This window comes from Roseateles sp. (assembly GCF_031397715.1).
Classification (GTDB): Bacteria; Pseudomonadota; Gammaproteobacteria; order Burkholderiales; family Burkholderiaceae_C; genus Paucibacter_A.
This window is the reverse complement of record NZ_JANNMI010000106.1, coordinates 1-21058: the sequence shown is the minus strand read 5'-3', so window position 1 is coordinate 21058 and position 21058 is coordinate 1. Positions and strand designations below refer to the sequence as shown.

The following is a 21058-nucleotide window of genomic DNA, read 5'->3' as shown; positions in this document are numbered from 1 at the left end:
GGCCGCGATGCTGCCGATGTGGCAGCACCTGCAGGCCGCCAGCAACCCGCTCGGCGAACAGGTCGAACGGGTGGATTTGTCCGGCCGAGGTTCCTGGCGGCTGACCTTTGAAAATGGGGCGGTGATTGAACTCGGCCGCGGCAGCGACACCGAGATACTGGCCCGTTACAGCCAATTTGTGCGCTCGATTACCCAAATTACCTCGCTCAACCGGGCGCCCTTGCTGGCGGCCGACCTGCGTCATGCAGACGGGTATGCGGTACGTTTGAGCGGAATATCAACGACGCCCAATCAGGTTAAACCCGGATTGAATGGCCGACCGAAGAAAAACTGAAGGATGATAAGCATGGCCAAGGATTACAAGGATTTGGTCGTTGGGCTGGATATCGGCACGGCCAAAATCATGGCGGTGGTGGCCGAGGTGTTGGGCAATGGTGAATTGCGCATCGCCGGCCTCGGCGTTGCCAGCTCAACCGGACTGAAACGCGGCGTGGTGGTCAATATCGATGCCACCGTGCAATCGATTCAACAGGCCTTGAAAGAGGCCGAAATGATGGCCGATTGCAAAATCAGCAAGGTCTATACCGGCATTACCGGCAGCCATATTCGCGGCCAAAACTCCACCGGCATGGTGATCGTGCGCGACAAAGAGGTCACGCCGGTCGACGTGGCACGCGTGGTTGAAACTGCCAAGGCCATCAATATTCCGAATGATCAGCGCCTGTTATTGGTCGAACCGCAGGAGTTTGTGATCGACGGCCATGAGGTCAAAGAACCCATCGGCATGAGCGGCGGGCGGCTTGAAGTCAAGGTCCATATCGTCACCGGCGCCCAAAGTGCGGCCGAGAATATCGTCAAATGCGTACGCCGCTGCGGCCTTGAGGTCGAGCAGCTGGTGTTGAACTCCAGCGCGTCGAGCCTGGCGGCGTTGACGGCCGATGAGCGTGATTTGGGGGTTGCTTTGGTGGACATTGGCGCCGGCACCACCGATGTGGCGATATTCACCGGCGGCTCGATTCGGCATACTGCCGTCATACCGATTGCCGGTGATTTGATCACCAGTGATATTGCGATGGCCTTGCGCACGCCGACCAAGGACGCCGAGGAAATCAAGGTCGAACATGGGGTGGCCAAACAAATGTTGGCCGACCCGAGCGCGCAAGTAGAAGTATCTGGTTTGGGCGACCGGGCGCCCCGCATGTTGTCCAAACAAGCACTTGCCGGTGTGATCGAGCCGCGCGTCGAGGAAATATTCTCCTTGGTGCAGCAGGTTATTCGCGAAAGCGGTTACGACGAATTGTTGTCCTCCGGCATCGTCTTGACCGGCGGCTCGGCGGTCATGCCGGGTATGGTGGAGTTGGCCGAGGACATATTCCTGAAGCCGGTGCGACGCGGCAATCCAACCTATAGCGGCGGCTTATCCGATATGGTGGCCAACCCCCGATCGGCGAGCGTGATGGGTTTGTTGGAGGAGGCGCGCTTGTCGCGAACGCGGGGTTTGAAGGCGGCGCAGCAGGCCGGTTCAATGAAAACCATGTTCGGGCGCGCGAAAGATTGGTTTTTGGGAAATTTTTGATCGCCAAGCGGCCAAGACGGTGGTTTTTTGAGATGTTTTCTCACACATTTTTTGAAATAGCTCCTCTTTATCTTGGATAATGAGAAATAGGACATTTAGCCGCTGCGAAACAACAGCGGTGAGTGAAAAAAGCGGATTTCCCCTGAAGTTTTTCACGGTTTCAGGCTTGCCAGCGGCACAACGGCTGAAGGAGAATTTATATGGCGATCGAGATGATCGAAGAGTTTGACCAAGGCACCCAGATCAAGGTGATCGGCGTCGGCGGCGGCGGCGGCAATGCGGTTGAGCACATGATTGCTCAGGGCGTGCAGGGCGTGGAGTTCATCTGTGCCAACACCGACGCGCAGGCGCTGAATCGCTCGAAGGCCGACCAGCTCTTGCAGCTGGGGACCTCAGGTCTGGGCGCGGGCGCCAAGCCCGAGATGGGCAAATCAGCCGCCGAAGAGGCCGAGGCACGCATTCGTGAATCGATCCAGGGCGCGCATATGTTGTTCATCACGGCCGGTATGGGCGGTGGTACCGGCACCGGTGCGGCGCCGGTGATCGCGCGCGTGGCGCGCGAGATGGGCATTCTGACGGTCGGCGTGGTGACCAAGCCCTTCGAGTTCGAAGGTGGCCGGCGCCTGAAGGCGGCCGATGCAGGTTTGGCCGAGCTCGAAGCCAATGTCGACTCGCTGATCGTGATCTTGAATGACAAGCTGCTGGACGTGCTGGGCGACGACGTCACGCAGGACCAAGCCTTCGCGCATGCCAATGATGTGCTGAAGAATGCGGTCGGCGGCATCTCCGACATCATTCATATTCCCGGCTTGGTCAACGTCGACTTCGAAGACGTCAAGACGGTGATGAGCGAGCCGGGCAAGGCCATGATGGGCACGGCGCAAGCCACCGGCCCGGACCGCGCCGCCAAGGCGGCCGAAGCTGCAGTCGCTTGCCCACTGCTGGAAGGCATTGATCTGTCGGGCGCACGCGGCGTGTTGGTGTTGATTGCCGCCAGCAAGGGCACCTTCAAGCTGAGCGAATCGCGCAATGCGATGAACGCCATCAAACGCTATGCGTCCGATGAAGCTCATGTGATTTACGGCACCGCCTATGACGAGAGCCTCGGCGATGCGCTGCGCGTAACGGTCATCGCCACCGGCTTGTCGCAGCGCGCCCGCGCGCAAGCACCGTTGACCGTGGTGCAGCAAAGCCTGCGCACCGGCACCCATGACATGCCGGTGCTGACCGAGGCGGTGATGGGTGGGCGGGGTGGCAACACCGCGTCGGCCATGGGCTTCGGCATCAGCGGCAGTGGCGACTTTGCGGCCGGCTCCAGCGGTCCAAGCGTGTGGCAGGGTCGGGGCCGCACCGCGTCGGCCAAGGTCGAGGCCTTGTCGTCAAACGGTATGGACGAGATCGAAATCCCGGCTTTCCTGCGCAAGCAAGCCGATTGATCAAATGCGCGGACCCACTGCGGGTTCTGGCGCAGAATGAAGGCCCGGTTCGGTGAAGCTGTTTCACGCAACCGGGCTTTTTTTATGCCTGACGCAGCCCAACTTCGACAGCTCATCTTGCTTCCTCTTGACCTGCTTAGATCGCTATTGAAATTTGGGCTTGCGGCCATGTTTGCCGGCGGCTGTCTGGCTTGTGCACCGGCCAATGCGCAGGTGATGAGGCTGCCGGCGCCACATGCCCAGCAGGCCGGTGAGCAAGCACAAACCGCCGACTTGGCCGTGAGTGCCTGGAGTCGGGCGGATTTGGAGGCTTGGTGGACGGCCTTGCGCGCGATGGACGGGCAGGGCGTCAAAGGCGGCGGCCTGCCCGCGCATCTGCAGCCGCCCGCCGACCCGCAGGCTTGGTCCAAGGTCGGCTTGCCCGATGTGCGCGGCCGACTGGCTCAGCAGGGGCCGAGCACGCCTGAGGCCGCCGTTGAAATGCGCTGGTACCGAATTCGCTATGCGCCCGAACAGGGGCGCTGGCCCACCTCGGTCGCTTTGTTTATGCCGCGGTTGGCAGCCATGGCAGCGGCGGTGTTGGTGCACACCGATGAAGGCTGGCAGCCCATCTTCGACAATCAGTCCGGCGCGCGCGAACAATGGATACGGCCGCTCTGGGTGGTGTTTCCGTCCGCATTGACCGAGCTGCGCCAGCACCAAATGATCGACGTCGTGGTGGCGGTGCCGGTCCTGGGCGGCGGCGCATTTTCCGTTTCCAGTGCCTGGTTGGGGGCGCGCGAGGACGTCGAAGTGCGCTTTCAGCGGCGTTGGTGGTTGCAGATTGGGGTGCCGCAGGCCACCGGCCTAACGTTGATTGTGCTCGGTATATTCTCGCTCTCGCTGTGGGTGCGGCGGCGCGATGAGCCGGCTTTTCTGTTGTTTGCCATGCTGTCGGTGGTGTGGCTGATACGCAATTTGCACTACCACATCGAACTGCCGCGCTCGGCTTGGGGATTGGAGTGGTTTTGGTGGCTGACCAATGCCTCGATGTCCTGGGTGATGCTGCTGATCTTCCTGTTTGCGCTGCGCTGTGCGCACAAGCGCGTTAAGTTGCCCGAGCAAAGCATGGTCGCCTTCGTGTTGATCAGCGGCTTGTTGACCCTGCCCTGGTGGAACGAGGTGCTGGCCAGCCCGTCTCTGCAGCATCTCGCCAATCTGCTGGTGGCCGGCTTGGCTCTGCTGTTTGTGATGCGGCTGGCATGGCGCGACGGCAGCCGCGAATTACGCATGATCGCGTTGAGCCTGGCACTCAGTCTGTTGCTCGGCGTGCACGATGTGATCATTCTTTCCGGGCGGGCCTGGCCGGAACATATCTATTTGATGCCCTATGCCACCTTGTTGACCTTGGCGAGTTTTTTATACGCGGTGCAACGCCGCTATACCGGCGCCTTGAGCGAGGTTGAAATGCTCAACCAGCAACTGGAAATCCGCCTGCAATTGCAAAGCACCCAGTTGCAGGCCCAGCATGAGCGCCTGCGCGAAGCCGAGCGCCAGCAAGCGCTGCTGCTGGAGCGCCAGCGCCTGATGCAGGACATGCACGACGGCCTGGGCTCGTCCTTGCTGTCGGCCATGGTGGCGGTGGAGCAAGGCAGCATGGACCAAGACAAGGTGGTCGAGGTGCTGCGTGAATGCGTTGATGATCTGCGTTTGGTGATCGACTCGCTGGAGCCGGTCGCGCATGATCTGGTGGCGCTATTGGCGACCATGCGTTACCGCCTGGGCAAGCGCTTGCAGGCCGGCGGCCTGATGCTGGAATGGGATGTGCAGGACCTGCCCCTGCTCGAATGGCTGGAGCCACCCGATGCCTTGCATGTGTTGCGCCTGATGCAAGAGGCGCTCAGCAATGTGCTCAAGCATGCCCGTGCCACGCGCGTGCGCATGGTGACACGCAACCATGGGCACTATGTCGAGATCCGCATCGAGGACGACGGCGACGGCTTCGACATTGCCACCGCCCAGATGGGCCGCGGCCTGAAGAGCCAGCAGCGCCGCGCCCAGCGTTTGGGAGGCTCGCTGCGGATTGACTCCAGCGTTGGCCACGGCACGCGCCTGAGTTTACGTTTGCCGGTGACCCGGCCAGAGGCCCCGGCGGAGCAAAGCAAACCCGTATCGCCGACACTGAAACCATGATCCATCAAAGAACTCTCAAGTCGCTGACCAAGGCGGTCGGCGTCGGCATTCACAGCGGCCAGCGGGTCGAATTGACGCTGCGCCCCGCACCGGTCGACACCGGCATCGTGTTTCGCCGGGTCGATCTGAATACCCCGGTCGATATTCCGGTGCGCGTGGACACCGTCTGCGACACCCGCATGGCGACCACCGTCAGCCCCGGCGGTGACCCCGGCGCGCCCAAGGTGCAGACCATCGAGCATCTGCTGTCGGCCTGCGCGGGCCTGGGGCTGGACAATTTATACGTTGACATCAATGCCGACGAGGTGCCCATACTCGACGGCTCGGCCGCCAGCTTTGTCTATCTGCTACAAAGCGCGGGGATTGATTTGCAACCGGCGGCCAAGCGCTTTTTGCGGGTCAAGAAGGAAGTCGAGGTCAGGCAGGGCGAAGGCAAGCGCTTGATGTGGGCCAAGCTGAGCCCGCATCACGGCTACACCTTGAGCTTCGAGATCGAGTTCGACAACCCGGCCGTCTCGGCCACCGGCCAGCAATATGTGTTCGATATGGGCTCGGGCCAGTACAAGCGCGAAATCGCCCGCGCCCGCACCTTTGGCATGACCAGCGATATCGAGCTGATGCGCTCGCGCGGGTTGACGCTGGGCGGGTCCATGGACAACGCCATCGTCGTCGACGACTACAAGGTGCTGAACGCTGAAGGGCTGCGTTATGACGATGAGTTCGTCAAGCACAAGATCCTCGATGCGATCGGTGACATGCAAGTCGCAGGTTATCCGCTGCTGGCGGCCTACACCTCGTTCAAGGGTGGGCATGCGCTCAATAACAAGCTGCTGCGGGCCTTGCTGGCCGACCCTTCTGCCTATGAGATCGTCAGCTTCGAGGATGCCACCCAGGCTCCCAAAGGCTTCGCGGAGCTGGCTCCGGCCTGGTGATAAAGCATGTTTCTATTTCGTCTAGTGGTCGGGCTCTTGCTATTTGCCGGCGTGCTGTGTTTCGCGCTCTATATCGGCACGGGCCAGGTGGTATGGCGCCAACGCGGCATCATCGTGATTAAGTGGACGGTGTTGGCCGGCTTGGGATTCTTTGCCGTGTTGATTCTTGAGCGGTTGGCGATGATGCTGTAGCCGGGCTGGGCTTTTCTATTCCTCCAGCGCCTGTAGCTGCACCAAACGCTGGTAAATGCCGCCCGCATGTGCCATCAATTCCGGGTGCGAGCCGTGCTCCGCCAAGTGGCCATGGTTGAGCACAATGATTTGATCGGCTTCGCGGATGGTGGACAGGCGGTGTGCAATCGCCACCACGGTCACTTTGCCCCGCAGGGCGGTCAGGGCCTCGCTGACGATCTGTTCGGTGGCGCTGTCGATATTCGATGTCGCTTCGTCGAGGAAGAGGATGCGCGGGGAACCTGCCAGCGCACGGGCCATCGCGATCAACTGCTTCTGGCCGGTGGACACGCGCGCGCCGCCTTCGCCCAAGAGCGTGTCATAGCCCTGTGGCAAGGCGCTTAAATAATCGTGGATGCGCGCCGCCTTGGCCGCCGCAATCAAGGCCGCCTCATCGATCTGGCGACCCATGGCGATGTTCTCGCGTGCGCTGGCGGCCATCAGATACGGCTCTTGCGGCACCAGGCCGACGGCGGCGCGGAAGGCCTCGTCGGGAAAGCTGGCCAGCGCCAGGCCGTCGATCGTGATCTGCCCGTGCTGGGCCGCGTAAAAGCGCAGCAGCAAAGACAGCAAGGTCGACTTGCCACTGCCGGTATGGCCGACAACGCCAACAAAACTGCCGGCCGGAATATCCAAATTGAGGTCCCGCAAGACCGGGCGCTGCGCGTCATAGCCGAAGTTCAGTTGTTCCACCTTGATCGCGCCGGCCGTGATCTGCCGGCCGGCCACCGCTTGGCTTGCGGCGACGTCCTCTTGCAGCAGGCTGCGCACCCGCGCGGCCGCAATCATCGATTGCTGCAGCTGCCCGAACTGCATGGTGATCTGGATCAGCGGCTCGACCACGCGGGCGATATAGCTGAGGAATGCAAACAGCAGGCCAACCTCCAGACCCGACACCTCGCGGCGGCCGAAGCCGTAAATCACCGTCACCAGAAGCAGCACATTGAGCAGGTCCAAGGCTGGTCGCAGCAGCCAGGCATTGGCGCTGAGTTCGGCCACGCGGGCCTGCAAGTGGGCTTGGTTGGTGCGCCCAAAACGCGCGCCAAAGCGCGGCGCGGCGCCGGCCGCCTGCAGCATCGCCATGCCGGCCATGCTCTCGGCCATCTGCGCATTGATGTCGCTGCGCAACTGGCGCGCACGCGCCACCGCCGGCGCACTCAGGCGCTGGTAGAGCGCAATGATCAGCAGCATCGCCGGCACCAGCATCGCCACGATCAGCATCAGCCGCCAGTCCAGCCAGGCCATCGCGATCAGCGAGCCCAGCACCACGATGCTGGAGTCCAGCATCACATACAGCACCTGGCGATAGAGGGTGTTGACCGCCTCGCTGTCATTCGTCACGCGGCTGACCAACTGACCGGTGATGGCACGGTCAAAGTAGCTCATCGGCAGGGCCAGCACATGGGCATAGACCTTGTCGCGCAGGCGCAGCACCGAGCGCCGCGCCACGCCGGCCATGCGCGTGAGTTGGCCAAAACGTATCCAGCTGCTGGCCCAGCCGGTCAGCAACAGGCTCAGCAAGAGCAGGGCCATCGCTTGGGCGTCGAACTGGCGCGGCTGCAGATAGCTGTCGATGAAATGTTTGCTGATGATGGGGCCCAGCGCCTCCAGGCCGGCCGCCAGCAGCAGCCATAACAGGCCGCGCAAGAGGGTGGGCTTCTCCGGCGCGGCGGCTTCCATCAGCAGGCCGACGGCGGCCCAGGGGCGTTCGCTTTTCACGTCCGCCGTGGGTTCAGTCGTCCGCATCAATGCTTGCCTCCAGTTGTTGATAACGCCATTGCGCCGCGTACCAGCCGCCTTCAATCGCCAAGAGCTCGGCATGGCTGCCTTGTTCGGTGATGCGGCCCTGCTGAATGACGACGATATGGTCGGCGTCCATCACCGCGCTGAGGCGGTGGCTGACGATCAGGCTGCTGCGATCGGGTCGGGCCAGTCGCAGCTCGCGCAAGTGTTCAAGAATCTGCGTCTCGGTGCCGGTGTCCACCGCCGACAGCGCGTCGTCAAGCAGCAGCAGCGGCGCATCGGACAGCAGCGCACGCGCCATCGCCACGCGCTGGCGCTGGCCGCCCGACAGCGTCACGCCGCGCTCGCCGATCTCGGTCGCATAGCCGTTGGGCAAACGCGTTATGTCATCGTGCACGGCGGCCATGCGAGCGGCCGCCTCAATCTCGGCCGGCGTGGCGTCCGGTTTGGCCAGGGCGATGTTCTCGGCGATGCTGGCGGAAAACAGAAACGGTTCCTGCGGCACCCAGGCCAGGCCCTGGCGCAGCGCCTGCAGGCTCAGGTCGGCCAAGGCATGGCCGCCAATCTTGATGCTGCCGCTGTTCGGCTCGAACTGGCGCAGCAGCAGATGCAGCAAGGTGGATTTGCCCGCGCCGGTCGGGCCGACCAGGCCCAAGGTCTGGCCGGGCTGCAGACGCAGGCTGACGTCGGCTATGGCCAGCCTGTCGGTATTCGCATAGCCAAAGCTGACCTGCTCAAACGCTATCAGCGCGCGCTCGGGCAGCGCCTGACTGCCGCTGTCGTTCAGCGTTAGGGGAGCGTCGAGCACCGGCAGCAAACGGTCCCAGGCGGCGCGGCCACGCTCCAGCAGGGACAGCACCCAGCCGGCCGCAAACATCGGCCAGATCAGCTGGCCCAGATACATGGTGAAGGCGGTCAGCTGGCCAATCGTCAGCTCTTGGCGGGCGACCAGATAGCCGCCCAGGCCCAGCGCAATCGTCAGCGCCGCACTCAGCGTCATGCCGACGGCGGGCTCGAAGGCGGCCTCCCAGCGCTGCGCCTGAAAACTGGCCTCGCCGGCGCTGTCGGCCAGCTCGCTGAACTGCTTGGCATTGCGCTCGGTGAGGCCCAGCGCGCGCAGGGTGCGCACACCCGATAGACCTTCTTGCACATGTTGGTTCAGGCCGGAAAAGCGGCCCAGCGAGCTTTGCCAGGCCTGGTGGACTTTCTCCGAGATGCGCCAAAAGGCATAGGCCATGAAGGGAAACGGCAGCAGCGCGGCCAGGCCGAGGCGCCAGTCAACGCCCAAGGTCATCATCGCCAGCACCAGAGCCAAGGTCAGCGAGCCGTCAAAAGCGGCCAGCAGCGCTTCGCCGGCGGCCATCTCGACCGCGTCGATGTCATTGGTGGCCAAGGCCATCAAGTCGCCGGTTCGTTTGGCGTGAAAGAACACCGGACCTTGCAGCGTCAGCACCTGATAGAGCCGGGTACGTAACTCCTGACCCAGGCGGTAGGCGGCCGCAAACAAGGCCAGGCGCCAGCCGACGCGCAGCAAATAAATCAGCACACCGCAGCCGACCAGCAAGGCCAGCTGCTGTAGCAAGGCCTGGCCGTGCAGGCTGCCGGCCACCAAGCCGTCGACCACATGGCCTACCTGACGCGGAATCCAGACGGTCAGCAGGGCGATGCTGAACAGCATCACGGCGGCCGCCGCATAGGAGGGCCAATGCCGGCGTACAAAGCCGGCGATCATTTGTTTGAGAGTCAAGGTACGAGTGGCGGTTTGCCCGCGAGTTTTGGGACAATCATCCCATGGCCCAAATTTCCGACCCCTCCGTGGCTGCGCAGCAGCTGAGCATCACCCGCCCCGACGACTGGCATTTGCATGTGCGCGACGAAGGCGCGATGCAAAGCGTCATTCCCTACACGGCGCGTCAGTTTGCCCGCGCCATCATCATGCCGAATCTGCGGCCGCCGGTGACCACCGCGCAGCAGGCCGTGGCCTACCGCGAGCGCATCAACGCGGCGGTTCCCGCTGGCCTGAGCTTTCAGCCCTTGATGACGCTGTACCTGACCGACCTGACCCCGGTTGACGAGATCAAGCGTGCCAGGGACGCCGGCGTGGTGGCACTCAAGCTCTACCCGGCCGGCGCCACCACCAATAGCGATGCCGGCGTGACCGATATCCGCAAGACCTACGCGGTGCTGGAGGCGATGCAGCGCGAGGGCCTGCTGTTGCTGGTGCACGGCGAAGTGACCGACCCAGAGATCGATGTGTTCGACCGTGAGGCCGTCTTCATCGACCGCGTGATGCAGCCGCTGCGCCGCGATATGCCCGAGCTGAAGGTGGTGTTCGAGCACATCACCACGCTGGAGGCCGCCCAATACGTCGCCGGCGCCGACGCCTTCACCGCCGCCACCTTGACGCCGCAGCATTTGCTCTACAACCGCAACGCCATCTTCACCGGCGGCCTGCGCCCGCATTACTACTGCCTGCCGGTGCTGAAGCGCGAGGTCCACCGCCAAGCCCTGATCAAGGCCGCCACCTCGGGCAGTGCTAAATTCTTCCTCGGCACCGACAGTGCGCCGCATGCCTCGCAGTTGAAGGAAAACTCGGTCTGCGGCGCCGGCTGCTTCACGGCCGCCTCGGCACTGGAGCTGTACGCCGAGGCGTTTGAGGCGATGGGCGCGCTGGATAAATTGGAGGCCTTCGCCAGCTTCAATGGCGCCGATTTTTATGGCCTGCCGCGCAACACCGAGCGCGTCACCTTGAGCAAGCAGGACTGGACCCTGCCCGAGGCCGTGGCCTTTGGCGAGGCGCAGCTGAAGCCCTTGCGCGGCGGCGAGGTGCTGAGCTGGAAGCTGCTCTGAACTGGAACGCCCCCTGGCTGGCGCCGTACCGGCAAAGTGGCGAGGCGCTGTCGGCGCAGATCGCGGCCGGCGCAACGGTCGCCGAGGCGCTGAATAGCCGGCTAGCTAGCGCGCCAATTCAGCTGACCCATGGCGAGCTGCGCTTTGTGCCGCAGAGCGAATTGCCGGACGGCGAGGCCTATGAGGCCTTCATTCACCGCACGGCCTGCGTGCCGACCCGCGAAAACTTGCATGACCTGCTGAACGGCCTGATCTGGCTGCATTGGCCGGCGCTGAAGACCGGCTTGAACGCCGCCCATATCGAGGCGCTGGCGCTCAGCGGCGGCGTGCAGGCGCAGCGTGGCCCGCTGCGCGATGCCCTGACCGTGGTGGACGAGAACGCCGCCTTGCTGTGGGCCCCGCCCGCGCTATGCGAGGCGCTGGTCGCGCGTGATTGGCCGCGTTTATTCATCACGCTGCGGCCGCTGTGGGCGCAGGCGCGGCTGGATCTGATCGGCCACGCCCTGCTTGAAAAATTATTACAGCCGCGCAAGGCGATTTGCGCTCATGTGCTGCTGATGCCGCTTGACGGCGGGCCGGCCGGGGTGGATGCGGCGCTGGATCCGCGCTGGCTGGCCGGCAAACCCTTTGTGCCCATGCCGGTTCTGGGCGTGCCCGGCTGGTGGCCCGCCAATGAAGCGCCGAGCTTCTATGCGGACACCGGTGTTTTTCGCCCTGCCGGACGTTCGCAAACCGGCTAGCATCGCGCTCTTGTAGAGACTCAGGAGGAATCACGTTGCTGATTTTTCAATCTGGTTTGACGGCGCGCCGGCGTTGCTGGGTGGCCCTGTTTTTGATGGCCGGCGTGGCTGCGCAGGCGCAGACCCCCGCACCTGCCCCCGCAACTGCCGCAGCGCCGGCCTCGGCCGCTTCCGCCCCAGCGGCAGCTGTTTCGGCCAGCGCGCGGCGAATTTATGAAGATGCGCGCTCGCAGCTGCTGCAGATCCGCACCCTGCTGAAGACCCAGAACAGCCAGGCCTCGGTCGGCTCCGGCTTTCTGGTCAGCGCCGACGGCCATGTGCTGACCAACTACCACGTCATCAGCCAGTTCGCGCTGGAACCTGAGCGTTACCGCCTGCGCTTCGCCAGCACCGATGGGCAGGAGGGCCAGCTGGAGCTACTGGACTTTGATGTGCGCCGCGACCTGGCCTTGCTGCGCGCGGTGCCGGGCAGCTTGAAGGGGCGCGGTGCCCTGAGCTTTAGACCGGCCGAGCTGGCGCTGGCCAAGGGGGATCGCATCTACTCGATGGGCAACCCGCATGACATTGCCTTTGCCGTCGTCGAGGGCAATTACAACGGCCTGGTGGAGCGCAGCTTTGATCCGCTGATCTATTTCTCGGGCGGCATCAACCCGGGCATGAGCGGTGGGCCGGTGGTGGACGAGGAGGGCCGGGTGGTCGGCGTCAATGTGTCGGTGATGTCGTTTGCGCAGCAGGTCAGCTTTCTGGTGCCGGGCCGGCATGCGCAGGCCTTGTTCGAGCGCAGCCGCGAGGCCAAGCCGCTGACCAGCCCCGCCTGGCCGCGTCTGCGCGAACAGCTGATGGTCTATCAAGACGAGCTGACGCAGCGCTTTTTGGCCCTGCCCTGGCAAAACCAGGAACAGGCCGGCCATGCCCGCTACCAGTTACCTGTGCCGCAGGAGCAGTTCATGCGCTGCTGGGGGCGCGGCACGCCGACCGACACCAAGGGGCTGGAGTTTCAGCGCTCGCAATGCCGGATGGAGCATGCAGTGTTCGTCAGCGGCGCGATACAGACCGGGTATCTGGACATGTCGCATGAGGTCTATGACGGCGCCAAGCTGGGTGCGATCCGTTTCGCCAAGCAGTACTCAGGCAGCTTCCGCAATGAGCGCCTGGGCCGCGAGGACAAGTACCGCACCGCGCCGTTTTGCAAAGAAGAATTCATCTCGCGTGACGGTTTGCCTTTGCGTGCCGTCGTCTGCCTGCGTGCCTACCGCAAGCTGGCCGGCTTGCATGACTTGAGCGTGCTGGTGACGACCGTCGACGGCGCCACCGAGGGCGCCCTGGGTCGCTTTGACGCGCGCGGGGTCAGCTTTGACAACGCCTTGAAATTGAGCGCGCATTATCTGGAGGGCTTCGCGTGGATCAGCAAGAGCAGCAAGAAAGAATCGCGGTAATTGAAGTCCTCGGCCGCGACGGCCAGGTGCGCCAGGTGCAGCGCCTCACGCACTGGCCGGCCCGCATAGGCCGCTCGCCGCTGTGCGAGGTGGTGCTCGATGACCCGCATCTGGCTGCCGAGCATGCGTCTTTGCAGTGGGGAGAAGCGGGTGCCAGTCTGCTGCTGATGCCCAGTCTGAATGGCGGCTGGATGGGCGAGCGGCGCTTGAACGCGGGCGACACCGCCGCCTTGGGCGCCGCGGCCAGCTTCCAGCTCGGCGCCAGCCAATTGCGCTGGCGCAGCAATGCCGGGGCCTTGGCGCCCGAGCAGCCGCTGCAACAACATCAACAGCGTGCGGCCAAGGTTGGCTCGGCCTGGGTGCCGGCCTTGCTGGTGCTGTGGTTGGGCCTGCTGTGGTTTGACCAATGGTCGGGGCTGAACCCCGGCGCGCCCTGGGTCGAGTACAGCGGCGCGGTCTTGGGGCCCTTGGTGCTGATATTGGCCTGGGCGGCGCTGTGGTCGCTGCTGACCCAGCTGTTCCAGCACCGCTTCCCCTTTGTCACCCATCTGCGGCGGGCCTTGATCGGCGTGACCGGCCTGCATCTGGTGGCCGTCAGCCTGCCGCTGCTGGCCTTTGCGCTGTCTTGGCCGCGCCTGCTGGTGCTGGAGGCGCTGGCCTTCCCCTGCGGGGTGGCGGCCCTGTTGTGGTGGCATGCCAGCCTGGTCTGGCCGCGGGCGCGGCGCTGGCTGGCGCTGGCGGCGCTGTCCGGCTTGGCGACGCTCTTGGTGCTGACGGTAGCGCGTCGCCAGGAGCAGCAGTACTGGCTGGGCCCGGCTTATCTGAGCGCCTTGCCGCCGCCGGCCCTGCGCCTGGTTGAGCCCAAATCACCGCAAGCGCTGATCGACGCGCTGCGGCCGCTGGAGGCCGAGCTGGCGCGTCAGGCCAATAAAGACAATGACACGCCGGGCGCTGAAACTGAAGACTAGGCCGGCAAGAAGCCCTCAATCGACAGATAGCGCTCGCCGGTGTCGTAGTTGAAGCCCAGCACCCGCGCACCGGCGGGCAGCTCAGTTAGCTTCTTGGCAATGGCGGCCAAGGTGGCGCCGCTGGAGATGCCGACCAGCAGGCCTTCCTGAGCGGCGCTGCGGCGCGCATATTCGCGCGCTTCCTCGGCCTCGACCTGGATCACGCCGTCAAGCAGGTCGGTGTGCAGATTGGTCGGGATGAAGCCGGCGCCAATGCCTTGGATGGGATGCGGGGCCGGTGCGCCGCCGCTGATCACGGGCGAGGCGCTCGGCTCGACCGCAAACACCTGCAAATTCGGCCAGGCCTTTTTCAGCACCTGGGCGCAGCCGGTGATGTGGCCGCCGGTGCCGACGCCGGTGATCAGGGCGTCAAGTCCGTCTGGGAAGTCGGCCAGGATTTCCTCGGCGGTGCTGCGCACATGGACGGCGATATTGGCCGGGTTCTCGAACTGCTGCGGCATCCAGGAACCCGGGTGCTCGGCGATCAATTCCTGGGCGCGGGCGATCGCACCCTTCATGCCCTTCTCGCGCGGGGTTAGATCGAACGTGGCGCCATAGGCCAGCATCAGCCGGCGGCGTTCGATCGACATGCTGTCCGGCATCACCAGGATCAGCTTGTAGCCCTTGACGGCGGCGACCATCGCCAGGCCCACGCCGGTATTGCCCGAGGTCGGCTCGATGATGGTGGCGCCGGGCTGCAGCAGGCCGCGCGCCTCGGCGTCCTCAACCATGGCCAGCGCGATGCGGTCCTTGATCGAGCCGCCCGGATTGCTGCGCTCGGATTTGATCCAGACCTGCGCCTGCGCGCCGAACAGGCGCTGCATGCGGATATGGGGGGTGTTGCCGATGGTGGCGAGGACGTTATCAACTTTCATGGGAATCACTCCTGGTGGACGGCGAATCGTGGTCAAGTAACTGCAAGCTCGGGTGCTGTTGGGTCAAGAGCTGAAACATCGCGAATATAGGTCCCGGCATAGTGCGCGGATCGGCGGCGCTCTCCAGCGCCTGCCAGGTGCGCGACTGCAGGCCGCCGCGGCTGCCCTGTTGCACCGGGTAAGCCATTAGCTGAGCGGCCTCGACCTGGCTCAGGCCGGCGGCCAGGCGGGCGGCCTTGAGTTCGTCGCCGCTGGGCGAGCGCATGTCTATGGTTCTGTGCTTGGTCATGGCCGCAATGTTAAGGCGTAGTTCATCGGCGATAATGCACTTCGTGAAGCAAGTCAGACCGCCGCTGGCCCGAGCATGGAAACATGGGGCTGGAGGAAGGTCCGGACTGCATAGAGCGGCGTAGCAGCTAACGGCTGTCCGGCGTGAGCCGAGGATCAGAGCAACAGAGACGAGTCGATCAAACGTGCCGGGTGTCAAAGCCCGGCGGGACCGCAAGCGCAGCCTGCGGGATCGGGTGAAACGGGCAATCTCTACGCGCAGCAACACCAAGTAGGCCAGTATTGATGCGGCTCGCAGAGCTGGCGGGTAGGTGGCACCGAGCCGGGCAGCGATGCCCGGCCAAGAGGAATGGCGGTCACAGAAGCAAGCTCGCAAGAGCAGAAGTTCTGCACAGAATCCGGCCTATCGACTTGCTTCACTTTATATTTTTTGCGCTGTTTGTCATGCTTGCTGGATGTGCGCTTGGCAATACCCGTAGCGGGCGCCAGTTTAGGGCCGGCCGTACACTGCGCGCTGCTCAGAAAAGTGGGTTTGCCCGCGCCTCAACTATGAATCCCGAAGCCAGTCATTTGTGGCGCGCCCCGCGCTGGGCCCTGGCCGTTTTGCTGGCCGGCCTGGGCATGATCGGGCCGTTCTCGATCGACACCTATCTGCCCGCCTTTGCCGGCATCGCGCTAGCCCTGCAGGCGACACCGGTCGAGATGCAGCAAACGCTGTCGAGCTATCTGTTCGGCTTCGCGGTAATGAATCTGTTCCACGGCGCGCTGTCCGACAGCTTCGGGCGCCGGCCGGTGGTGCTGTGGGGCATGGCGGTGTTCACGCTGGCCTCGGTCGGTTGCGCGCTGTCGGGCAGCATTGGTCAACTGGTGTTTTGGCGCACCGTGCAGGGCATGTCGGCGGGGGCCGGCATGGTGGTGTCACGCGCCATCATCCGCGATATGTTCCCGCCGTCCGAGGCGCAGCGGGTGATGTCTCAGGTGACGATCTTCTTCGGTATTGCGCCGGCCATCGCACCGATGATCGGCGGCTTCTTGTTCGTCCACACCGACTGGCACGCGATCTTCTGGTTCCTGGTTTTTGTCAGCGCGCTGCTGTTTGTCGCCAACTGGCGCTTGCTGCCCGAGACCCTGCATGCCGATATGGTGCAGCCCTTTCATGTGCGCCCGCTGATGCGCGGCTATTGGCAGCTCTGCAGCAACCGCCGCTTCATCCTGCTGGCGCTGGCCAGCGGGATTCCGTTCAACGGCATGTTTCTCTATGTGCTGGCGGCGCCGGTGTTCGTCGGCGAGCATCTGAATCTGGCGCCGACGCAGTTCTTCTGGTTCTTCTGTTTTGCCATCGGCGGCATCATGGGCGGCGCCTGGTTGAGCGGCCGGCTGGCCGGCAAAATCAAACCCAAGCAGCAGATCAAGCGCGGCTTCATCATCATGTTTGTGTTCTCCGCGCTGAATGTCGCGCTGAACCTGGCGCTGCCGCCGAGCCCGTTTTGGGCCTTGCCGGTGATTGGCGCGTTCTCGTTCGGCTGGGCCTTGATGGTGCCGGTGGTGACGCTGCTGGCGCTGGACGAGGTACCGGAGCGGCGCGGTATGGCGTCGTCGCTGCAGGCCTGCATAGGCAGCGCCGCCAATGGCGTGGTGGCCGGCGTGGTCGCACCGCTGGTGATGCACTCCACGCTGGCGCTGGCGTTGACCTCGATGGGCTTGATGAGCATTGGCCTGGTCGCCTGGATTGCGGTCAAGCGGCAATTGCAGTGAGGCTCAAGCCGGCGGAGAAACGGCCGAAAACATGACGATCAAGGCGCGCCACGGGGCGGGAGCATCGCATGGAAAAGAAGTTGATGGGCTACGCACGGGTGTTGGTTCAAATCGCCGTGCTTGCATGGGGCTGCGCAGGCGCTGGCGCAACGCAGGCGGCCGAGGAGTCCTTGGACGTGCTGCGCCAGCGTTTGGCCGAGCGTTTGAGCAACAAGGGCGACGCAGCCGTGCCGGCGCTGAAGCTGAGCGCCTCCGGGGGGCACGAGGCGGCGGGCAAGAGCGCCAAAGCGGTCAAGGGCAGCAAAAAGGTCGAGGCGCCGGCCCACAGCGCCGCCGACCATGCCGACCATGCCCACTGGGGCTACGCCGGTGACGGTGCGCCGGAGCGGTGGGGCGAGTTGAGCCCGGAGAACCGCCAATGTGCCATCGGCACCCGGCAAAGCCCGATCGACATCCGCGACGGCATCCGCGTCGATCTCGAGAAGATCAATTTTGACTACCGGCCGAGCGGTTTTTCGGTGCTGGACAACGGCCACACCATCCAGGTCAATGTGGCGCCCGGCAATGCCTTGCAGGTGATGGGGCGGCGCTTCGAGCTGCTGCAGTTCCACTTCCATCGCCCCAGCGAAGAGCGCATCAATGGCCGCCAGTTCGACATGGTCGCCCACCTGGTGCACAAGGACGCCGACGGCAAACTGGGCGTGGTGGCGGTGTTGCTGGAGCGCGGCCGCGATCAGGCCGTGATTCAAACCATTTGGAACAATTTGCCGCTGGAAAAGGGCCAGGCCTTGGCCGCACCCGGCCTGCTGGATTTGAATCAGCTGCTGCCCGAAGACCGCAGCTATTTCACCTATATGGGCTCGCTGACCACGCCGCCCTGCTCCGAGGGCGTGTTGTGGATGGTGATGCGTTCGCCGGTGCAACTGTCTAACCAGCAGATTTCGATCTTTGCCCGGCTTTACCCGATGAACGCCCGGCCCATCCAGGCCGGCTCCGGGCGCTTGATCAAGGAGTCATCCGGTGGGCCCTGATGGCCCGTCTGGGTTCCTGGAGGCTTCCAGCGGGCGAGCGTTCTCGCTGCGACTCAACCACATATGCAAGGTCGCAAACAATTGCTCGGCGACCACCGGCTTGGCCACATGGTCGTTCATGCCGGCATCCAGACAGCGCTGGCGCTCCTCGGCAAAGGCATTGGCGGTCATCGCCAAGATCGGTGTGTGCTTGCCATGCGCCGTACCGCGAATCGCGCGGGTGGCCGCCAGGCCGTCCATCAAGGGCATCTGCACGTCCATCAAAATCAAGGCGTAGTCATATTCGCCCGCCATGCGCAGTGCTTCTTGGCCGTCGACGGCCACATCGACCACCAAGCCGGCGCTGCCCAACATCGCCACCGCCACCTCCTGGTTGACGGCGTTGTCTTCGGCCAGCAGCACGCGTGTGCCCTTGAACTGCTGCTGCAGCAACTCCCGCGCGAGCGTGCCACGGGAGGCCGGTGGAGGATCGGCCAACGCGGCCAGCGCGGCCATGCTGCCCTTTTCGACCGTCAGGGTGAACCAAAAACGACTGCCCCCGCCCGGCTGGCTTTGCACGCCGACCTCGCCCTGCATCAACGCGGCCAGGCGCCGGCAAATTGCCAACCCCAGGCCGGTGCCGCCATAGCGGCGGGTGGTTGAGCTGTCGGCCTGCTCAAAATCTTGAAATAGCCGGGCTTGCGCTTCCTGGCTGATGCCGATGCCGCTGTCTTGCACCTCGAAGCGCAGCTTCAGTGCCGCGCCCAAATCGGCCTCCACGGCGGCCACCAGCTTGACAAACCCTGATTCGGTGAACTTGACCGCATTGCCGGCAAAGTTCAACAAGATTTCGGTGATGTGCTGGGCATCACCGACCAAGACTTGCATGGCCAGCGGCTCGGCCAGTTCGACCTGCACTTGCAGGCCCTTCTCGCTGGCACGGTGGGCCAGCATGCTGGAGACGTTGTCGAGCACCTGCGCGACGTTGAAGTCGCTGTGCGCCAGCTGCATCTTGCCGGCCTCGATCTTGGAAAAATCCAACACGTTGTTGATGATGCTGAGCAGGTGTTCGGCCGCGTCGGCAACTTTTTGCAGCCTGAGCTGCTGGGCCGGTTCGGTGCTGTCGCTTTGCACCAGATAGGTCAGGCCGATGATGGCGTTCATCGGCGTGCGGATCTCGTGGCTCATATTGGCCAGAAAAGCACTCTTGGCCAGGCTGGCCGCCTGGGCCGCCTTGGTGGCCTCGGCCAGCTCGGCGGTGCGCGCCTGCACCAGCTCTTCCAGATGCAGGCGGTAGCGCACCAGCTCCAGCGCGTCGCGGCGTTGGTGCGAGATGTCGGTCAAAAAACCATGCCACATCACATTGCCGCCGGGCTCCCGCTGGGCGATCGAATTGCCATAGATCCAGCGTTCGCCGCCATCTTTTTGCGGCGTCCTGAACTCTTGCTGCCAGGGGCTCAAGTTGCGGGCCGAGGCCAGCAGCGATTCGCGCACCAGGGCGCGGTCTTGCTCCGAAATCTGATCGAACCAGGGCTGGGCGTCCTGCTCCAGATTGGCGCCGGACAGATTGAAATAGTCATTCACGGCCTCGCTGACATAGGCGAACGAGAACTGGCCGGCTTGGCTCAGGCGCAGCTGATAGACCACGCCGGGCACCGTCTCGGCCATGCCGCGCAGCCGCTCGATCAAGGCGCGTTGGGCGTCGAACTGCTGCTGCAAGGCGTCGCGCATATGTTCGAGATGGCCGCCGAGCAGGCCGATTTCGTCGTTTCGACCGGGCGGCAGCTGGGCGCTGAAGCGGCCCTGGGCCAGGTCATTGGCGAAGCCGCCCAACTCGCGCAGCGGGCGCATCAATCTGGAATTCAGCAGCGCCAGGATCAAGGCCAAGGACGCCAGCAACTGCCCGCCCACGGTGGCGCCGTAGAGCCAGCGCTGGCGCGTCAAGGCGGCGGTGCTGAGGTGATCATCGACCTCGACGCGCAAATGCCCGATGCGGGCCACGCCGCGAAAGATCTCCCGCTCGCCCTTGACGCTGAGACCCTTTTGCCGCTCGGGGAAACTCATCTCGATAAAGGGCGCGCCCTGCGATGCATCGCTGACCGTGACCCGCACCACGTCGGGAGACTTCATCACCGCGGCCACCACCTCGCGGGCGGCGACCGTGTCCAGGTTCCAGAGCAATTCGGGCAGGCTGCTGACCAGCACGTCGAGCTTGGCTTCGAGGTCACGCTGCAATGCCGCCTCGGCCGCCTGCGGCTCGCGCAGGCCGATCAGCAGTCCGCCGACGATCAAGGCCGGCAGCAGCAAGCCAATGCTGGCGCCCAGCGCAATCGCGACAAACAGTGAGCTGGATTTATTTCTGCTCAATCGGGCCTCCTCATTCAGTCTCGTCGGCTGCTGTGGCTTGGAGGCTCAGCGCTTCGGTAGGCCTCGATTTTCAAGGCCTTGCGCGACGTGCAGTGCGCTGATGTGGCTTGCATTCTGACTTGATTTACACGCCTCAAGTGAATCAATCACCACGGGCTTTCAAACCGAGTGCCCGCCAGCCGTCCAGGCCCAGTTTCTCCAGGGTCAGCAGATTGGCTTCATAGATCGCGTCGGTGTCGGCCATGGTCTCGGTCGCGCGGGCGATGCTGGATTCGCGCAGCAGATGCAGCGTGGGGTAGGGCGAGCGGTTGCTGTAGTTGCTGATGTCGTCGGCTGCCGTGCCGGCAAACTGATAGTCGGGGTGAAAGCTGGCGATTTGCAAAATGCCGTCCAGCTCCAGGTCCTCGACCAGCGCATCGGCGGCGCCGAGGAAGTCATTGAAATCGAGAAAATCGCCCAGCACCAGCGGGTGAATCACCAAGGTGGTCTCAACCTCCTCCGGATCGGCGCGCATCAAGCCGAGCAACTCATGCGCCAACTGCTGCAGCAGCGCCTCCGGCGTGGCCGCGTTGCTGACCACATAGCGCAGCCGTTGATTGATGTGCACGCTCTTGGCGAAGGGGCAGAGGTTGAGGCCGAT

At 63.9% G+C, this 21058-nt stretch carries 18 protein-coding genes and 1 other RNA gene; 13 read left to right on the top strand and 6 right to left on the bottom strand.

Annotated features, from left to right (window positions below; translation table 11 throughout):
• From RMO57_RS04655 to RMO57_RS04630, 6 genes are all read left to right on the top strand, one after another.
• Nucleotides 1-334: cell division protein FtsQ/DivIB (locus tag RMO57_RS04655; protein ID WP_310384677.1), on the top strand; the 334-nt coding region annotated here is incomplete at its 5' end.
• A gap of 12 nt (nt 335-346) precedes the next feature.
• Nucleotides 347-1576 carry a cell division protein FtsA gene (ftsA, locus tag RMO57_RS04650; RefSeq protein ID WP_310384675.1) on the top strand — a complete coding sequence of 410 codons (1230 nt, stop codon included), beginning with the start codon at nt 347-349 and terminating at the stop codon, nt 1574-1576.
• A 200-nt stretch (nt 1577-1776) separates the two neighbouring features.
• Nucleotides 1777-3012 (top strand): cell division protein FtsZ, encoded by a 1236-nt coding sequence (gene ftsZ / locus RMO57_RS04645; RefSeq protein ID WP_310384672.1) that lies wholly within the window; start codon nt 1777-1779, stop codon nt 3010-3012.
• 168 nt (nt 3013-3180) lie between these two features.
• Nucleotides 3181-5184, top strand: a complete 2004-nt coding sequence (locus RMO57_RS04640) for an ATP-binding protein (RefSeq protein WP_310384670.1) — start codon at nt 3181-3183, stop codon at nt 5182-5184.
• A complete protein-coding gene (lpxC, locus tag RMO57_RS04635) occupies nt 5181-6116 on the top strand; it encodes a UDP-3-O-acyl-N-acetylglucosamine deacetylase (protein ID WP_310384668.1) in 936 nt (311 codons plus the stop codon). Before RMO57_RS04640 ends, lpxC begins: the two co-directional genes overlap by 4 nt.
• A 6-nt stretch (nt 6117-6122) precedes the next feature.
• Complete coding sequence (locus RMO57_RS04630) at nt 6123-6308, top strand: hypothetical protein (RefSeq protein WP_310384667.1); 186 nt, start codon at nt 6123-6125, stop codon at nt 6306-6308.
• A gap of 15 nt (nt 6309-6323) precedes the next feature.
• Here RMO57_RS04630 and RMO57_RS04625 read toward each other — a convergent pair whose 3' ends face one another.
• Complete coding sequence (locus RMO57_RS04625) at nt 6324-8093, bottom strand: ABC transporter ATP-binding protein (RefSeq protein WP_310384665.1); 1770 nt, start codon at nt 8091-8093, stop codon at nt 6324-6326.
• Nucleotides 8080-9837, bottom strand: coding sequence for an ABC transporter ATP-binding protein (locus RMO57_RS04620; RefSeq protein ID WP_414896370.1), 1758 nt, complete (start codon nt 9835-9837; stop codon nt 8080-8082). The genes RMO57_RS04625 and RMO57_RS04620 overlap by 14 nt, the downstream gene beginning before the upstream one ends.
• Nucleotides 9838-9881: 44 nt before the next feature.
• On the opposite strand from RMO57_RS04620, the gene pyrC reads away from it, so the two are divergent.
• Genes pyrC through RMO57_RS04600 form a run of 4 tightly spaced genes read left to right on the top strand, consistent with a single transcriptional unit; the run spans nt 9882 to nt 14084 of the window.
• Nucleotides 9882-10940: a dihydroorotase gene (gene pyrC / locus RMO57_RS04615; protein WP_310384663.1), complete on the top strand. Its 1059-nt coding sequence runs from the start codon at nt 9882-9884 to the stop codon at nt 10938-10940.
• Nucleotides 10925-11680: a DUF3025 domain-containing protein gene (locus RMO57_RS04610; protein ID WP_414896371.1), complete on the top strand. Its 756-nt coding sequence runs from the start codon at nt 10925-10927 to the stop codon at nt 11678-11680. The genes pyrC and RMO57_RS04610 overlap by 16 nt, the downstream gene beginning before the upstream one ends.
• Nucleotides 11681-11715: 35 nt before the next feature.
• Complete coding sequence (locus tag RMO57_RS04605; protein ID WP_310384661.1) at nt 11716-13116, top strand: serine protease; 1401 nt, start codon at nt 11716-11718, stop codon at nt 13114-13116.
• Nucleotides 13080-14084, top strand: a complete 1005-nt coding sequence (locus tag RMO57_RS04600; protein WP_310384659.1) for an FHA domain-containing protein — start codon at nt 13080-13082, stop codon at nt 14082-14084. The genes RMO57_RS04605 and RMO57_RS04600 overlap by 37 nt, the downstream gene beginning before the upstream one ends.
• Here RMO57_RS04600 and cysK read toward each other — a convergent pair.
• Entirely contained in the window at nt 14081-14998 is a 918-nt protein-coding gene (gene cysK / locus RMO57_RS04595; protein WP_310384657.1) for a cysteine synthase A, read from the bottom strand. The genes RMO57_RS04600 and cysK overlap by 4 nt on opposite strands.
• The gene (locus RMO57_RS04590) at nt 14988-15287 is read right to left on the bottom strand and encodes an XRE family transcriptional regulator (protein WP_310384655.1); all 300 of its coding nucleotides are present in this window, start codon (nt 15285-15287) and stop codon (nt 14988-14990) included. The genes cysK and RMO57_RS04590 overlap by 11 nt, the downstream gene beginning before the upstream one ends.
• Before the next feature lie 45 nt (nt 15288-15332).
• On the opposite strand from RMO57_RS04590, the gene rnpB reads away from it, so the two are divergent.
• From rnpB to RMO57_RS04575, 3 genes are all read left to right on the top strand, one after another.
• An RNA gene (gene rnpB, locus RMO57_RS04585) (RNase P RNA component class A) lies at nt 15333-15708 on the top strand.
• A 127-nt stretch (nt 15709-15835) separates the two neighbouring features.
• Nucleotides 15836-17041, top strand: a complete 1206-nt coding sequence (locus tag RMO57_RS04580; protein WP_310384653.1) for a multidrug effflux MFS transporter — start codon at nt 15836-15838, stop codon at nt 17039-17041.
• Between the two features lie 68 nt (nt 17042-17109).
• On the top strand, nt 17110-18072 hold the full coding sequence (locus tag RMO57_RS04575; RefSeq protein ID WP_310384651.1) for a carbonic anhydrase family protein: 963 nt from the start codon (nt 17110-17112) through the stop codon (nt 18070-18072).
• On the opposite strand, the gene RMO57_RS04570 is transcribed toward RMO57_RS04575, so the two are convergent.
• Together RMO57_RS04570 and RMO57_RS04565 are read right to left on the bottom strand one after the other, a co-directional pair.
• Complete coding sequence (locus RMO57_RS04570) at nt 18055-20418, bottom strand: ATP-binding protein (RefSeq protein WP_310384649.1); 2364 nt, start codon at nt 20416-20418, stop codon at nt 18055-18057. The genes RMO57_RS04575 and RMO57_RS04570 overlap by 18 nt on opposite strands.
• Nucleotides 20419-20560: 142 nt before the next feature.
• Nucleotides 20561-21058: DUF1415 domain-containing protein (locus RMO57_RS04565; RefSeq protein ID WP_310384647.1), on the bottom strand; the 498-nt coding region annotated here is incomplete at its 5' end.

Excerpts from the sequence above, each read along its gene's own strand:
- ftsA (WP_310384675.1), top strand. The coding sequence starts at position 347 with ATGGCCAAGGATTACAAGGATTTGGTCGTTGGGCTGGATATCGGCACG.
- ftsZ (WP_310384672.1), top strand. The coding sequence starts at position 1,777 with ATGGCGATCGAGATGATCGAAGAGTTTGACCAAGGCACCCAGATCAAG.
- RMO57_RS04640 (WP_310384670.1), top strand. The coding sequence starts at position 3,181 with ATGTTTGCCGGCGGCTGTCTGGCTTGTGCACCGGCCAATGCGCAGGTG.
- lpxC (WP_310384668.1), top strand. The coding sequence starts at position 5,181 with ATGATCCATCAAAGAACTCTCAAGTCGCTGACCAAGGCGGTCGGCGTC.
- RMO57_RS04630 (WP_310384667.1), top strand. The coding sequence starts at position 6,123 with ATGTTTCTATTTCGTCTAGTGGTCGGGCTCTTGCTATTTGCCGGCGTG.
- RMO57_RS04625 (WP_310384665.1), bottom strand. The coding sequence starts at position 8,093 with ATGCGGACGACTGAACCCACGGCGGACGTGAAAAGCGAACGCCCCTGG.
- pyrC (WP_310384663.1), top strand. The coding sequence starts at position 9,882 with ATGGCCCAAATTTCCGACCCCTCCGTGGCTGCGCAGCAGCTGAGCATC.
- cysK (WP_310384657.1), bottom strand. The coding sequence starts at position 14,998 with ATGAAAGTTGATAACGTCCTCGCCACCATCGGCAACACCCCCCATATC.
- RMO57_RS04590 (WP_310384655.1), bottom strand. The coding sequence starts at position 15,287 with ATGACCAAGCACAGAACCATAGACATGCGCTCGCCCAGCGGCGACGAA.
- RMO57_RS04580 (WP_310384653.1), top strand. The coding sequence starts at position 15,836 with ATGAATCCCGAAGCCAGTCATTTGTGGCGCGCCCCGCGCTGGGCCCTG.
- RMO57_RS04575 (WP_310384651.1), top strand. The coding sequence starts at position 17,110 with ATGGAAAAGAAGTTGATGGGCTACGCACGGGTGTTGGTTCAAATCGCC.